This window comes from Streptomyces sp. RK9 (genome assembly GCF_045070545.1).
Lineage (GTDB): Bacteria > Actinomycetota > Actinomycetes > Streptomycetales > Streptomycetaceae > Streptomyces > Streptomyces alboflavus.
Window position 1 is genome coordinate 3,042,979 of record NZ_CP173704.1, and the last position, 13,744, is coordinate 3,056,722.

The following is a 13,744-nucleotide window of genomic DNA, read 5'->3' on the forward strand; positions in this document are numbered from 1 at the left end:
AGGACATAACCGAGAACACCAAGGAGTACGGCCATGGCCGTCGTCACGATGCGGGAGCTGCTGGAAAGCGGCGTCCACTTCGGTCACCAGACCCGCCGTTGGAACCCGAAGATGAAGCGCTTCATCTTCACGGAGCGCAACGGCATCTACATCATCGACCTTCTCCAGTCGCTGTCGTACATCGACCGCGCCTACGAGTTCGTCAAGGAGACCGTCGCCCACGGCGGCACGGTCATGTTCGTCGGCACGAAGAAGCAGGCGCAGGAGGCCATCGCCGAGCAGGCCACCCGCGTCGGCATGCCCTACGTCAACCAGCGCTGGCTGGGCGGCATGCTCACCAACTTCTCGACCGTCTACAAGCGTCTGCAGCGCCTCAAGGAGCTCGAGCAGATCGACTTCGAGGATGTGGCCGCCTCCGGCCTCACCAAGAAGGAGCTGCTCGTCCTCTCCCGCGAGAAGGCCAAGCTGGAGAAGACCCTCGGCGGTATCCGCGAGATGCAGAAGGTGCCCAGCGCCGTCTGGATCGTGGACACCAAGAAGGAGCACATCGCGGTCGGCGAGGCCCGGAAGCTCAACATCCCGGTCGTCGCCATCCTCGACACCAACTGCGACCCCGACGAGGTCGACTACAAGATCCCGGGCAACGACGACGCGATCCGCTCCGTCACCCTGCTCACCCGCGTGATCGCCGACGCCGTCGCCGAGGGCCTCATCGCCCGCTCCGGCGTCGCCACCGGTGACTCCAAGCCGGGCGAGAAGGCCGCGGGCGAGCCGCTCGCCGAGTGGGAGCGCGACCTGCTCGAGGGCGAGAAGAAGGCCGACGACGCCGAGGCCCCCAAGGCCGACGAGGCGCCGAAGGCCGACGCCGCCGAGGCCGTCGAGGCCGTCGAGGCCCCGAAGGCCGACGAGAAGCCGGCCGAGGCCGTCGAGGCCCCGGCCGCGGACGCCGAGCAGGCCTGACTTCGGCGCCGGCCGCTCGACCGCGCGGTCACACCGGCCGCGAGCAGCGGCGGCTGCTGAAGCATCGGCTGCTGACGGCGGGGGTCCGTGCCACGAGCGCGGCCCCCGCCGTTCACCCGTAGATCTTCGACTTCGAGAAAGACTTCCGAGAATCATGGCGAACTACACCGCCGCTGACGTCAAGAAGCTCCGTGAGCTCACGGGCGCCGGCATGATGGACTGCAAGAAGGCGCTCGACGAGGCCGACGGCAACGTCGACAAGGCCGTCGAGGCCCTGCGCATCAAGGGCCAGAAGGGCGTCGCCAAGCGCGAGGGCCGCTCCGCCGAGAACGGCGCCGTGGTCTCCCTCATCGCCGACGACAACTCCACCGGCGTCATCGTCGAGCTCAAGTGCGAGACCGACTTCGTCGCCAAGGGCGAGAAGTTCCAGTCGGTGGCCAACTCCCTGGCCGCCCACATCGCCAAGACCAGCCCGGCCGACCTCGAGGCGCTGCTCGCGTCCGAGATCGAGGCCGGCAAGACGGTCCAGGCGTACGTCGACGAGGCCAACGCCAACCTCGGCGAGAAGATCGTCCTGGACCGCTTCGCGCAGTTCAGCGACGGCTTCGTCTTCGCGTACATGCACCGCACCATGCCCGACCTGCCCCCGCAGATCGGTGTCCTGGTCGAGCTGGACAAGGCCGACGCGGAGACCGCCAAGGGCATCGCCCAGCACATCGCCGCCTTCGCGCCGAAGTACCTCACCCGTGAGGACGTCCCGGCCGAGGTCGTCGAGACCGAGCGTCGCGTCGCCGAGGAGACCACCCGCGCCGAGGGCAAGCCGGAGGCCGCGCTCCCGAAGATCGTCGAGGGTCGCGTCAACGGCTTCTTCAAGGACGCCACCCTCCTGGGTCAGCCCTACGCCCTGGACAACAAGAAGTCGGTCGAGAAGGTCCTGGCCGAGGCCGGTGTCACCCTGAAGCGCTTCTCGCGCATCAAGGTCGGCATCTGAGTCCGAACCACGATCGGCGGTCGACCCCGCTAGGGTCTACCGCGGTCGCCCGCGTGCGCGGCGGCGTACGCGACGGGAGTGACGCCGTACGCGAAGGCACCGGGAGCAACCGGCCTTCGCACGCGACGGACGACCGCAAGATCTGACGAGGAGGCCATTGCCGCAGATGGGATGTACACCACCCCACCGGCAATGGCCTCTTCGTATGTGCACCACAAGGAGAACTCCATGACCAAGGCCGACACCAAGAGTGACGACGGCAAAGTAGCCGGGCGCTTCCTGCTGAAGCTGTCCGGCGAGGCGTTCGCCGGAGGCGGCGGACTCGGCGTCGACCCCGATGTGGTGCACAAGATCGCCCGTGAGATCGCGGCCGTCGTACGGGACGGCGCGGAGATCGCCATCGTCATCGGCGGTGGCAACTTCTTCCGCGGCGCCGAACTCCAGCAGCGCGGCATGGACCGGGCCCGGTCCGACTACATGGGCATGCTCGGCACGGTCATGAACTGCCTGGCCCTCCAGGACTTCCTGGAGAAGGAGGGCATCGACTGCCGCGTGCAGACCGCCATCACCATGGGGCAGGTCGCCGAGCCGTACATCCCGCTGCGCGCCGTGCGCCACCTGGAGAAGGGCCGTGTCGTCATCTTCGGCGCGGGCATGGGCATGCCCTACTTCTCCACCGACACCACGGCCGCCCAGCGCGCCCTGGAGATCGACGCCGAGGCCCTGCTCATGGGCAAGAACGGTGTCGACGGCGTCTACGACTCCGACCCCAAGACCAACCCGGACGCGGTGAAGTTCGACGCCCTCGGGTACGGCGAGGTCATCACCCGTGACCTGAAGGTCGCCGACGCCACCGCGGTCACGCTGTGCCGGGACAACAAGCTGCCCATCCTGGTCTTCGAACTGCTCGCCGAGGGCAATATCGCGCGGGCCGTCAAGGGTGAGAAGATCGGCACTCTCGTGGGCGAGCAGGACTCCCGGGCCTGAGCCACGTCCGTCCCCCGAGGGGATGGACGACCCCCTCGAGGGGATGGACAAAGCCCTGCCGGTCGGACACCGTGCAGGAAAGAGACGCGACGCAGCCGGCCGATCCTTGGAAGCCGGGCCTACTCAAGACACGCAGGAGCAAGTGGTGATCGAAGAGACCCTCCTCGAGGCCGAGGAGAAGATGGAGAAGGCCGTCGTGGTCGCCAAGGAGGACTTCGCCGCGATCCGTACGGGCCGTGCCCACCCGGCGATGTTCAACAAGATCGTGGCCGACTACTACGGCGCGCTGACGCCGATCAACCAGCTGGCCTCGTTCTCGGTGCCCGAGCCGCGCATGGCCGTGGTGACCCCGTTCGACAAGACCGCGCTGCGCAACATCGAGCAGGCGATCCGCGACTCGGACCTCGGCGTCAACCCGAGCAATGACGGAAACATCATCCGGGTGACCTTCCCGGAGCTCACCCAGGACCGTCGCAAGGAGTACATCAAGGTCGCCAAGACCAAGGCCGAGGACTCCAAGATCTCGATCCGGTCGATCCGTCGCAAGGCCAAGGAGACCTTCGACAAGGCGATCAAGGACGGCGACATCGGCGAGGACGAGGGCCGTCGCGCCGAGAAGGAGCTCGACGACACCACCTCCAAGTACGTCGCCCAGGTGGACGAGCTGCTCAAGCACAAGGAATCCGAGCTGCTCGAGGTCTGATCGAGTCCGACTCGACGTCCGATCTAGGTCTGAGGAATCCGAACTCCGTGAACGACACTTCCTGGGGGGCGCCGTCCAGAGCCGGGTACTGGGGGGCGCCCGACCAGGGACCGGTCCAGGGTGCTGCCCCGGCGGGTCCCGCATACGATGCGCAGGATGCACTGACTCCTTCGGAGACTCAGCCCATGCCCATCGTTCCCGACGTAGCCGCGAGCGGCGGACACCAGGACGACGACCGGGGGGCTGCTCAGCCGAGCGGCCCCCTGTTCCGTGACGGGATGCCGCCCGCGCCCTCAGCGCACCCCGCGCAGAAGCCGCAGGAGCCCATGACCGGCGCAGCACAGCCCGCCCCAGCCCCGCCGAAGAAGAAGAGCGCGGGCCGTGACCTCGGGGCGGCCATAGGCGTCGGCGTGGGTCTCGGCGCGGTCATCGTGGCCTCGCTGTTCATCGTGAAGGCCGTCTTCGTCGGCGTCATAGCGGTCGCCGTGGTGGTCGGCCTCTGGGAGCTGACGTCACGCCTCGAGGAGCGCAAGGGCATCAAGGCGCCGCTCGTACCGCTCGCGGTCGGCGGCGCCGCGATGGTTGTCGCCGGGTACGTCCGCGGGGCAGAGGGCGCCTGGGTGGCGATGGCGCTGACCGCGCTCGCGGTACTCGTCTGGCGTATGACCGAGCCGCCCGAGGGCTATCTGAAGGACGTCACGGCCGGTGTCTTCGCGGCCTTCTACGTCCCGTTCCTCGCGACGTTCGTCGCGCTGATGCTCACCGCGGACGACGGTCCGCAGCGGGTGCTGACCTTCCTGGTCCTCACGGTGGTCAGCGACACCGGGGCGTACGCGATCGGCTGGCGCTTCGGCAGGCACAAGCTCGCCCCCCGCATCAGCCCCGGCAAGACCCGCGAGGGCCTGCTCGGCGCGGTGGCCTTCGCGATGGCGGCGGGCGCGCTGTGCATGCACTTCCTGATCGACGACGGGACCTGGTGGCAGGGCCTGCTCATCGGCCTCGCGGTGGCGGCGAGCGCGACGCTCGGCGACCTCGGCGAATCGATGATCAAGCGGGACCTGGGCATCAAGGACATGGGCACGCTGCTGCCCGGTCACGGCGGGATCATGGACCGGCTCGACTCCCTGCTGCCGACGGCCCCGGTGGTGTGGCTGCTTCTTGTGGCGTTTGTCGGCACCGGCTGACCTGCGGTTTCGTGCGAAGGGGTCCGTTATCCACAGGGTGCGGGCCCTTCTTCGTATCTCTGGGACAATGGTTCAACCATGCCTAAGCCCGGAGAACTCACTTTCGTCGCCCCCCGTGGAGCCAAGAAGCCGCCGCGGCACCTCGCCGACCTCACGCCCGCCGAGCGGAAGGAAGCCGTCGCCGCGACCGGCGAGAAGCCGTTCCGCGCCAAGCAGCTCTCGCAGCACTACTTCGCCCGGTACGCCCACGACCCCGAGCAGTGGACGGACATCCCTGCCGGAGCGCGCGGCAAGCTCCAGGAGGCACTGCTTCCTGAGCTGATGTCGGTCGTGCGGCACATCAGCTGCGACGACGACACCACCCGCAAGACGCTGTGGCGGCTCTTCGACGGCACGCTGGTGGAGTCGGTGCTCATGCGCTACCCCGACCGGGTCACCATGTGCATCAGCTCCCAGGCGGGCTGCGGGATGAACTGCCCGTTCTGCGCCACGGGCCAGGCCGGGCTCGACCGGAACCTGTCGACCGCCGAGATCGTGCACCAGATCGTCGACGGCATGCGGGCCCTGCGCGACGGCGAGATCCCGGGCGGCCCCGCCCGCCTGTCGAACATCGTCTTCATGGGCATGGGCGAGCCGCTGGCGAACTACAACCGCGTGACCGGAGCGATCCGCCGCCTCACCGACCCCGAGCCGGACGGCGTGGGCCTCTCGCAGCGCGGCATCACGGTGTCCACGGTCGGCCTGGTCCCCGCCATCCACCGGTTCGCGGACGAGGGCTTCAAGTGCCGCCTCGCCATCTCGCTGCACGCCCCCGACGACGAGCTGCGCGACACCCTGGTCCCGGTCAACACGCGCTGGAAGGTGCGCGAGGTCCTGGACGCCGGCTGGGAGTACGCGGCCAAGTCGGGCCGCCGCCTGTCCATCGAGTACGCGCTCATCCGTGACATCAACGACCAGGCATGGCGTGGCGACCGGCTCGGGCGGCTGCTCAGGGGCAAGCCGGTGCACGTCAACCTGATCCCGCTGAACCCCACGCCCGGCTCGAAGTGGACGGCGTCGCGGCCCGAGGACGAGAAGGCCTTCGTCGAGGCCATCGCGGCCCATGGAGTGCCGGTCACCGTCCGTGACACCCGCGGCCAGGAGATCGACGGGGCGTGCGGGCAGCTCGCGGCGGCCGAGAGGTAGTCTGGCGGGCGTCAGTACATCTTCATATTCCGACAGGGGAGCGCCACAGCGCTGAGAGTGCGGTAATCGGCCGCAGACCCTCTGAACCTCGCCCAGGTCATTCTGGGTAGGAAGTTCGGTCGCTACTCAAGCTGTTGCGCCCTGCCCGGGACGCCGATCCGTCGGTCCCGGGCGGGGCCGCGTCTCTTCCTGGTCAACTCCAGGAGGAATGTTTTCGTGAGCACCATCAAGAGGGCCTCGGTCACCGCGGCTGCCGTGGGCCTCGGGCTCGTCGCGGTCACCGCGTGCGGCTCGGACAGCGGCTCCAAGGCCTCGGACTCCAAGTCCGTGACCCTCGTGACGCACGACTCCTTCAACGTCTCCAAGAGCGTCCTGAAGGACTTCGAGAAGTCCTCCGGCTACAAGGTCCGCGTCCTGGAGGACGGCGACGCCGGGCAGGCCGTGAACAAGGCGATCCTGTCCAAGGGCAACCCGCAGGGCGACGTCTTCTTCGGCGTCGACAACACCCTGCTCTCCCGGGCCCTCGACAACGGCGTCTTCGAGCCGTACGAGGCCAAGGGCGCGGACACGGTCCTGCCGCAGTACCGGCTCGCCGGGGGCGAGAAGGGCGTCACGCCCATCGACTCCGGCGACATCTGCGTGAACTACGACAAGAAGTACTTCGCCGACAAGAAGCTGGCGCCGCCGAAGACCCTCGACGACCTGATCAAGCCGCAGTACAAGAACCTCCTCGTCACCGAGAACGCCTCGACGTCCTCGCCCGGCCTCGGCTTCGTGCTCGGCACCGCCGCGAAGTACGGCGACGACGGCTGGGAGTCGTACTGGAAGAAGCTGAAGGCCAACGGCGTCAAGGTCGTCGACGGCTGGGAGCAGGCCTACAACGAGGAGTTCTCCGGCTCGGCCGGCGGCAAGAAGGCCAAGGGCGACCGGCCGCTCGTCGTGTCGTACGCCTCGTCGCCGCCCGTCGAGGTCCTCTACGCCAAGCCGCAGCCCAAGGAGGCCCCGACGGGTGTCGCCACGGGCACCTGCTTCCGCCAGGTCGAGTACGCGGGCCTGCTCAAGGGCGCGAAGAACGAGAAGGGCGGCAAGGCGCTCCTCGACTTCATGATCAGCAAGAAGTTCCAGGACGACATGCCGCTCCAGATGTTCGTGAACCCGGTGGTGAAGGCCGCGGAGACGCCCGAGCTGTTCCGCAAGTTCGGCGTGACGGTCGACAAGCCGCAGACCTTGGCCCCCAAGAAGATCGCCGACAACCGTGAGCAGTGGGTCAAGTCGTGGACCTCGCTCGTTCTGAAGTAGCCGAGTCCCGTTCCGGGAAGGCCCGCAAGGGTCTTTCCGGCGGGTGGCGCGGAAGCGCGGCTCGGCTCGGCCTCATGGCCCTGCCCGTCGCGTTCTTCGGCGTCTTCTTCGCCTACCCCGTCGCCGCGATCGTCGCGCGCGGCCTGAAGCCGGACGGGAGCTGGCGGTTCGGGCGGATCACCGAGGTCCTCGGGCAGTCCGACATCCAGCAGGTGCTGTGGTTCACCACCTGGCAGGCGCTCGCGTCGACCGCGCTCACGCTCCTCGTCGCGCTCCCCGGCGCGTACGTCTTCGCGCGCTTCGACTTCCCCGGGAAACAGGTCCTCCGGGCCGTCGTCACCGTGCCGTTCGTGCTGCCGACGGTCGTCGTCGGCACGGCCTTCCTCGCCCTGATCGGGCGCGGCGGCCTCTTCGACGAGCTGTGGGGGATGCGCCTGGACACCACGGTGTGGGCGATCCTGCTCGCGCACGTCTTCTTCAACTACGCCGTCGTCGTGCGCACCGTCGGCGGGCTCTGGGCGCAGCTCGACCCGCGTCAGGAGGAGGCCGCGCGGATGCTCGGCGCGTCCCGCGCGCGGGCCTGGCGGACGGTGACGCTGCCCGCGCTCGCGCCCGCCGTCGCGGCGGCCGCGCTGATGGTCTTCCTGTTCACGTTCACGTCGTTCGGTGTCGTCCAGATCCTCGGCGGACCGGCGTACTCGACCCTCGAAGTCGAGATCTACCGGCAGACGGCGCAGCTCCTGGACCTGCCGACCGCCGCCGTCCTCACGCTCGTGCAGTTCGCGGCCGTCGGCGCGGTCCTCGCCGTGCACGCCTGGACCGTGCGCCGGCGCGAGAGCGCGCTGAAGCTGGTGGACGCCTCCGCGACGGTCCGGCGGCCGCGCGGCGCCGGGCAGTGGAGCCTGCTCGGCTTCGTGCTCCTGACCGTCGCCCTGCTGATCCTGCTGCCGCTCGGCGTCCTGGTGCAGCGGTCGTTCGACGGGCCCGACGGATTCGGATTCCTGTACTACGAGACGCTGCGGTCGGCCGACGGCGGGGCGTTCCTCGTCCCGGCCATCGACGCCATCGGGAACTCCCTGCGGTACGCCGTCGTGGCCACGGCCATCGCGGTGGTCATCGGCGGACTCGCGGCGGCCGCGCTCACCCGGCGCGCGGGGCGGCTCGTGCGCGGGTTCGACGCGCTCCTGATGCTGCCGCTCGGCGTGTCCGCGGTGACCGTCGGCTTCGGCTTCCTGATCACGCTGGACGAGCCGCCCCTCGACCTGCGGGCGTCCTGGTTCCTGGTGCCGCTCGCGCAGGCGCTGGTGGGCGTGCCGTTCGTCGTCCGCACCATGCTGCCCGTCCTGCGCGCGGTCGACGGGCGGCTGCGCGAGGCCGCGGCCGTGCTCGGGGCCTCGCCGCTGCGGGCCTGGCGGGAGGTCGACTTCCCGCTGGTCAGGCGGGCGCTGCTGATCGCCGCGGGCTTCGCCTTCGCCGTGTCGCTCGGCGAGTTCGGCGCCACGGTGTTCATCGCCCGGCCGGACAACCCGACGCTGCCGGTCGCCGTGGCACGGCTGCTCGGACGCGCCGGGGACCTCAACTACGGGCAGGCGATGGCCCTGTCGACGATTCTGATGCTGGTGTGCGCGGTGTCGCTGCTGCTCCTTGAGCGGCTGCGCACGGAACGTACGACGGGAGAGTTCTGATGACGGCCACGCAGGCGAAGCCCGGGGCGACCGGGGCCGCCGCCGACGCGCTGCTGCGCCTGGAGGACGTGACGGTGCGGTTCGGGGCCCGCGCGGCCCTGGACGGCGTCGGCCTCGACGTCGCCGAGCACGAGATCGTGTGCGTGCTCGGGCCGAGCGGCAGCGGCAAGTCGACGCTGCTGCGGGTCGTGGCCGGGCTCCAGGGCATGGACGGCGGGCGGGTCGTGCTCGGCGGGCGCGACCAGGGCGGGGTGCCCGCGCACAAGCGGGGCGTCGGCCTGATGTTCCAGGACCACCAGCTCTTCCCGCAGCGGGACGTGGCGGGGAACGTCGCCTTCGGGCTGCGCATGCACGGCGTCCCGCGTGCCGAACAGGCCCTGCGGGTCGCCGAGTTGCTCGACCTGGTGGGGCTGCCCGGCGCGCAGAAGCGGGCCGTGTCCGCGCTGTCCGGCGGCGAGCAGCAGCGCGTCGCGCTCGCCCGCGCGCTCGCGCCGCGCCCCCGCCTGCTCATGCTCGACGAACCCCTCGGCCAGCTCGACCGCTCCCTGCGCGAACGCCTCGTCGTCGAACTCCGCGAACTCTTCGACGAACTGGGCACCACCGTGCTCGCCGTCACGCACGACCAGGGCGAGGCGTTCGCGCTCGCCGACCGGGTCGTGGTGATGCGGGACGGGCGGATCGCCCAGTCCGGCACGCCCCTCGAGGTGTGGCGGAACCCCGCCGACGAGTTCGTGGCGCGCTTCCTCGGCTTCGACAACGTGGTCGACGCGACCGTCACCGGCGAGGCGGCGGACACGGTGTGGGGGAAGGTGCCGGTGCCCGAAGGGACCCGGCAGGGCGCGTGCCGGCTGCTCGTACGGCCCGCCGGGGTGCGGCTCGTGGGGGCGCGGGACGGGCTCGCGTGCGTGGTCGCCGCGCGTACGTTCCGCGGCACACACGTCGCCCTCCAGTTGGAGCCCCCGGGCGGGCCGAGGCTCGAAGCGGCGTGCGCGCTGCGGGACGCGCCCGCTGTGGGGGAGACGGTGGGGGTCGCCTTCGACTCGGGTGACGTGGTGGTCCTTGGCTGAGGGGCGGCTGGGGCGGGCCCGCGGGGGTGCGCCGGGTGTGCGCCGGGGTGGGGCCGCCGTACCGGAAATGGGGCTGTCATCAGCGCAGACGCCGATCTATGGTTCGGCCATGACGAGACTTGGTTACGACCGCTACCGCGCCGAAGTCGGCCGCCAACTGGCGCTGTTCCGGGAGACCCTGGCCGGGGCCGACCTGACGGTCACCGTGCCGACCTGCCCCGAGTGGACCCTCGGGCAGCTCGCCCGGCACACCGGCGGTGCCGTGCGGTGGGTCGAGGCGCATGTGCGGACCCGGGCCGAGAAGAACGTCCCCGAGTCGGACGTCCCGGACTTCGAGGGGCCCTCCGACGACGATCCGGCCGCGCTCGACGCGTGGCTCGCCGAGACGGCGGAGCTGATCGACACGGCCTTCGCGGGGGCCACGGGGGAAACCGCCGTGTGGACGTGGGCGGCGGAGCACACCGCCGAGTTCTGGGCGCGGCGGATGACGCACGAGGTGGCCGTGCACCGGGCCGACGCGGCGATCGCCGCGGGCGTCGAGTACGTCGTCGCGCCCGAGGTGGCGGCCGACGCGATCGACGAGTGGCTGGAGATCGTGCAGTACGTCCAGCGGACCAATCTGTCGGACAACGCCACGGAGTTGCGTGGGGGTGGGCGGACCCTCCATCTCCACGCGGTGGACGCGGAGGACTCGCTCGACGCGGAGTGGGTGGTGGAGCTCGCCGAGGAGGGTGTGGTGTGGCGGCGGGCCCATGAGAAGTCCGACGTCGCCGTTCGGGGGCCGCTCACGGAGGTTCTGCTCGCCTTCTACCGGCGGCGGGGGCTGGACTCCGGGCGCGTCGAGGTGCTGGGGGACCGGGAGTTGCTGGAGTTCTGGCTGGAGCGGGCCTCGTTCGGGTAGGGCGGATGCTGCGGAAGGCAGCATCCGCCCATGCGATGCACCCCTGGGAGACGGCTTCGGGTCAGCCCTCGACCTGCGTCTCGTCCATCCAGATGACCTCCCAGGTGTGGCCGTCCAGGTCGTCGAACGCCCGGCTGTACATGAAGCCGTAGTCCTGGGTCTTGCCGTCCTTCGCGCCCGCCGCGACCGCCTTGTCGACGAGCGTGTCGACGGCCTCGCGGCTCTCGGCGCTCAGCCCCACGAGGACCTCGCTGGTCTTCGTGGCGTCGGCGATCTCCTTCGTCGTGAACTGTGCGTAGTGCGACTTGCTGAGCATCATCGCGACGATCGTGTCGCTGATCTTCACGCAGGCGGTGTCGTCCGTCGAGAACTGGGGGTTGAGCTCGTAGCCGAGCTCGGTGAAGAACTTCTTGGAGGCCTCGACGTCGTTCACGGCCAGGTTCACGAAGATCATCTGCTGGTACATGTGTGTCTCCCGTGGGGTGTGTGCCTCTTGTAAGCGCCTGTGTGCGTCTTACGGAGGATTAGACGGCCCCTCGGAGCGGAACTCATCGCCCTTCGCAAAAATTCTTGTACGAGTTTTCGAGAGCGCCGGATCCGCGGTCGCCCCGAGGCGTCCGAGCGGCACCGCTCAGCGCACGAGCGGCATCGCCGACAACTCCGCCACCAGCCACGTCACCGGCCCGAACACCGCGAGCAGCGCCCCGGCCCGCAGCACCGCGCACCCCCGGAGCAGCGCCGCGGGCGCCCCGAGCCGCAGCAGCGCCGCCGTCGTGTCGGCCCGGGCGTGCCGCGCCTCGACCGCGGCCGTGGCCAGGGTCAGGACGGCGCAGCCCGCGACGACCACGGCGCCGAGCGTGGTGAGCGGGCCGATGTCCGAGCCGCCGCCCGCCGTGTCCGCGTACAGGGTGCGGGCCGCGTACGCACCCGACGCCACCGCGCACACCACACCGAGCGGCCGCCCGATCCGCCGCGCCTCCTGCTGGAGCACGCGCCCCGCGAGCAGCCGCAGCGCCCCGGGCCGCACGGCCTGGAGGATCCGCCCGCACAGATGGGTCAGGGCGGGCCCGGCGAGGGCGAGACCGAGGGCGGTGAGCCCCCATCCGGCGAGCGCGCCGACGGGGCTGCCCGCGAGGCCACCGGGCAGGCGTGGGCCCGAGCCGTCGTCGGCGCTGCTCGCGTACGTCTCGGCGGCGAGCCCGGCGGCGAACAGCGCGACGCCCCAGGGCAGGCCGCCCGGTGCGGCGGCGGGGGGCGCGAGGCCGGCGGGGTCGGCGTCGGGGGAGGGCTCGGCGTCGGGTGCCGCCTCGGCCCCGGGCCGTGTCCGGCGCGGGCGCAGCGCGAGGGCGGTGGCCACGGACGCGGCGAGCGGCGCGAGCGCGAGCAGGGTCAGGGCGGCGGCGAGCGGCAACGGCCGGTCGGCGGCGAGGAGTTCGGCCGCGGCGCCGTCGAACGGCAGGCCCGTCAGGTCGCCGCGCAGATGCAGGAAGAACAGCAGCGCGAGCATGGAGCCGAGCGTGCAGGCCACGGCCGTGGTCATGGCGGAGATGACCATGAGGCGGCCGGGCCCGAGCCCGATGGCGGCGAGCCCGGGGCGCGGCCTGGTGCCGGGGTCGGTGCGGGCCACGGCGACGGCGAAGTAGACGGTGGCGGCGAGCGGGGCGGCGCACCAGGCGAGCCGGAGCAGGGCGCCGGTGGACCCGGCGTGACGCATCGCGTACCCGAGGGCGCACAGGAGCAGGAAGCCGGTTCCGGCCGCCGCGGCGGCGACCAGGAGCCTGCGCAGCTGGACCAGGGGGTGGGAGCCGCGGGCTAGGCGGAGAGCGAGCACGCGGCCCGGCCTTCCGTGTCGGAGTCGGTGGGGGTGGTCGTGTCGGCGGGAGCGGCGGCGACGCGGGAACCCGCCGCTCCGGCGCGCCCGGCGGTTCTCGCCTCGTCGCCGGGCAGGTGCACCGTGTGCACGCGCCGACCGTCGAGCAGCGTCACCGCGCGGTCGGCGAGGGACGCGACGTCGGCGTCATGGGTGGCGAGGACGACGGTGATGCCGTGCGAGCGGGCCGCCGTCGTCAGGGTGCGCAGGACGTGCGCGCGGTCGGCGCGGTGCAGCGGCGCGGTGGGCTCGTCGGCGAAGAGCACGGACGGCGCGCAGGCCAGGGCGCGGGCCACACAGACGCGTTGGCGCTCGGCCTGGGTGAGGGCGTGCGGGCGTTTGCGGGCGCAGTCGCCGATGTCGAGGCGCTCCAGCCACTCGTGGGCGGCGGTGCGGGCGCCGCGCCGGGCGCCGCCGCGCAGCATCAGGCCGAGGGCGGCGTTCTCCCAGGCGTTGAGTTCGGGGACGAGCCGGGGCTCGGGGTCGATCCAGCCGAACTTGTCGCGGCGCAGCCGTTCGCGGGCGAGCGGGCCCATGGTGTGCACGGGCGCGGAGTTGAACCACACCTCGCCCCGGTGGGCCAGGAGCTGCCCGGACAGACAGCGCAGGAGCGTGGTCTTGCCGCTGCCGCGCGGGCCGCCGACGGCCAGGATCTCGCCCTCGCGGACACCGAGCGAGACGCCGGTGAGTGCGGGCGATCCGTTGAGTGTGACGTGCAGGGCGCGTGCCCACAGCACGTCGTTGTCCGGCGGGGCCACCATGGCGTACACCTCGGTTCAGATCAGATTGCCTCCCCCGTACGGGGGAACGAAGGCTGGGCCGATCGGTCACTGGGCACGCTAAGGATTCGGCGCCGGGGGCCGGACAAGGACGCGGCCCGGGTGCGCCCATCTCACTCTGATGGGTGCACCC

13 protein-coding genes and 1 riboswitch are annotated in these 13,744 nt (G+C 71.0%); of the genes, 10 read left to right on the forward strand and 3 right to left on the reverse strand.

Annotation, left to right across the window (positions count from 1 at the left end; genetic code table 11):
- Positions 1-33 precede the first annotated feature (33 nt).
- The 10 genes from rpsB (at position 34) to AB6L24_RS33825 (ending at position 10,962) form a co-directional block, all read left to right on the forward strand.
- A complete protein-coding gene (gene rpsB / locus AB6L24_RS33780; protein WP_405661723.1) occupies positions 34-960 on the forward strand; it encodes a 30S ribosomal protein S2 in 927 nt (308 codons plus the stop codon).
- Between the two features lie 154 nt (positions 961-1,114).
- Complete coding sequence (gene tsf, locus AB6L24_RS33785) at positions 1,115-1,951, forward strand: translation elongation factor Ts (RefSeq protein ID WP_405661726.1); 837 nt, start codon at positions 1,115-1,117, stop codon at positions 1,949-1,951.
- A 228-nt stretch (positions 1,952-2,179) separates the two neighbouring features.
- Positions 2,180-2,938 (forward strand): UMP kinase, encoded by a 759-nt coding sequence (gene pyrH, locus AB6L24_RS33790; protein ID WP_030361994.1) that lies wholly within the window; start codon positions 2,180-2,182, stop codon positions 2,936-2,938.
- A gap of 145 nt (positions 2,939-3,083) precedes the next feature.
- On the forward strand, positions 3,084-3,641 hold the full coding sequence (frr, locus tag AB6L24_RS33795) for a ribosome recycling factor (RefSeq protein WP_380847062.1): 558 nt from the start codon (positions 3,084-3,086) through the stop codon (positions 3,639-3,641).
- A gap of 47 nt (positions 3,642-3,688) precedes the next feature.
- Positions 3,689-4,825, forward strand: a complete 1,137-nt coding sequence (locus AB6L24_RS33800) for a phosphatidate cytidylyltransferase (RefSeq protein WP_380847059.1) — start codon at positions 3,689-3,691, stop codon at positions 4,823-4,825.
- Positions 4,826-4,903: 78 nt separating this feature from the next.
- Positions 4,904-6,010, forward strand: a complete 1,107-nt coding sequence (gene rlmN, locus AB6L24_RS33805; RefSeq protein WP_289945243.1) for a 23S rRNA (adenine(2503)-C(2))-methyltransferase RlmN — start codon at positions 4,904-4,906, stop codon at positions 6,008-6,010.
- Positions 6,011-6,034: 24 nt separating this feature from the next.
- Positions 6,035-6,141, forward strand: a riboswitch (TPP riboswitch).
- A gap of 85 nt (positions 6,142-6,226) precedes the next feature.
- Positions 6,227-7,309 carry a thiamine ABC transporter substrate binding subunit gene (locus AB6L24_RS33810; RefSeq protein ID WP_405661730.1) on the forward strand — a complete coding sequence of 361 codons (1,083 nt, stop codon included), beginning with the start codon at positions 6,227-6,229 and terminating at the stop codon, positions 7,307-7,309.
- Positions 7,310-7,383: 74 nt separating this feature from the next.
- Positions 7,384-8,994 carry an ABC transporter permease gene (locus tag AB6L24_RS33815; RefSeq protein ID WP_405661733.1) on the forward strand — a complete coding sequence of 537 codons (1,611 nt, stop codon included), beginning with the start codon at positions 7,384-7,386 and terminating at the stop codon, positions 8,992-8,994.
- Positions 8,994-10,061, forward strand: coding sequence for an ABC transporter ATP-binding protein (locus tag AB6L24_RS33820; RefSeq protein WP_405661736.1), 1,068 nt, complete (start codon positions 8,994-8,996; stop codon positions 10,059-10,061). Before AB6L24_RS33815 ends, AB6L24_RS33820 begins: the two co-directional genes overlap by 1 nt.
- 109 nt (positions 10,062-10,170) lie before the next feature.
- Positions 10,171-10,962, forward strand: a complete 792-nt coding sequence (locus AB6L24_RS33825; RefSeq protein ID WP_405661739.1) for a maleylpyruvate isomerase family mycothiol-dependent enzyme — start codon at positions 10,171-10,173, stop codon at positions 10,960-10,962.
- A gap of 61 nt (positions 10,963-11,023) precedes the next feature.
- Here AB6L24_RS33825 and AB6L24_RS33830 read toward each other — a convergent pair whose 3' ends face one another.
- The 3 genes from AB6L24_RS33830 to AB6L24_RS33840 all read right to left on the reverse strand — a co-directional run bounded on the left by AB6L24_RS33830 (position 11,024) and on the right by AB6L24_RS33840 (position 13,593).
- Positions 11,024-11,428: a VOC family protein gene (locus tag AB6L24_RS33830; protein ID WP_405661741.1), complete on the reverse strand. Its 405-nt coding sequence runs from the start codon at positions 11,426-11,428 to the stop codon at positions 11,024-11,026.
- 165 nt (positions 11,429-11,593) lie between these two features.
- Positions 11,594-12,793 (reverse strand): hypothetical protein, encoded by a 1,200-nt coding sequence (locus tag AB6L24_RS33835; RefSeq protein WP_405661742.1) that lies wholly within the window; start codon positions 12,791-12,793, stop codon positions 11,594-11,596.
- Complete coding sequence (locus AB6L24_RS33840; protein ID WP_405661745.1) at positions 12,775-13,593, reverse strand: ABC transporter ATP-binding protein; 819 nt, start codon at positions 13,591-13,593, stop codon at positions 12,775-12,777. Before AB6L24_RS33840 ends, AB6L24_RS33835 begins: the two co-directional genes overlap by 19 nt.
- Positions 13,594-13,744 lie beyond the last annotated feature (151 nt).

What these genes read in the sequence shown, in the direction of transcription:
- rlmN (WP_289945243.1), top strand. Translation starts at nt 4,904, where the DNA reads ATGCCTAAGCCCGGAGAACTCACTTTCGTCGCCCCCCGTGGAGCCAAG.
- AB6L24_RS33830 (WP_405661741.1), bottom strand. Translation starts at nt 11,428, where the DNA reads ATGTACCAGCAGATGATCTTCGTGAACCTGGCCGTGAACGACGTCGAG.
- AB6L24_RS33815 (WP_405661733.1), top strand. Translation starts at nt 7,384, where the DNA reads ATGGCCCTGCCCGTCGCGTTCTTCGGCGTCTTCTTCGCCTACCCCGTC.
- pyrH (WP_030361994.1), top strand. Translation starts at nt 2,180, where the DNA reads ATGACCAAGGCCGACACCAAGAGTGACGACGGCAAAGTAGCCGGGCGC.
- AB6L24_RS33820 (WP_405661736.1), top strand. Translation starts at nt 8,994, where the DNA reads ATGACGGCCACGCAGGCGAAGCCCGGGGCGACCGGGGCCGCCGCCGAC.
- AB6L24_RS33825 (WP_405661739.1), top strand. Translation starts at nt 10,171, where the DNA reads ATGACGAGACTTGGTTACGACCGCTACCGCGCCGAAGTCGGCCGCCAA.
- tsf (WP_405661726.1), top strand. Translation starts at nt 1,115, where the DNA reads ATGGCGAACTACACCGCCGCTGACGTCAAGAAGCTCCGTGAGCTCACG.
- rpsB (WP_405661723.1), top strand. Translation starts at nt 34, where the DNA reads ATGGCCGTCGTCACGATGCGGGAGCTGCTGGAAAGCGGCGTCCACTTC.
- AB6L24_RS33840 (WP_405661745.1), bottom strand. Translation starts at nt 13,593, where the DNA reads ATGGTGGCCCCGCCGGACAACGACGTGCTGTGGGCACGCGCCCTGCAC.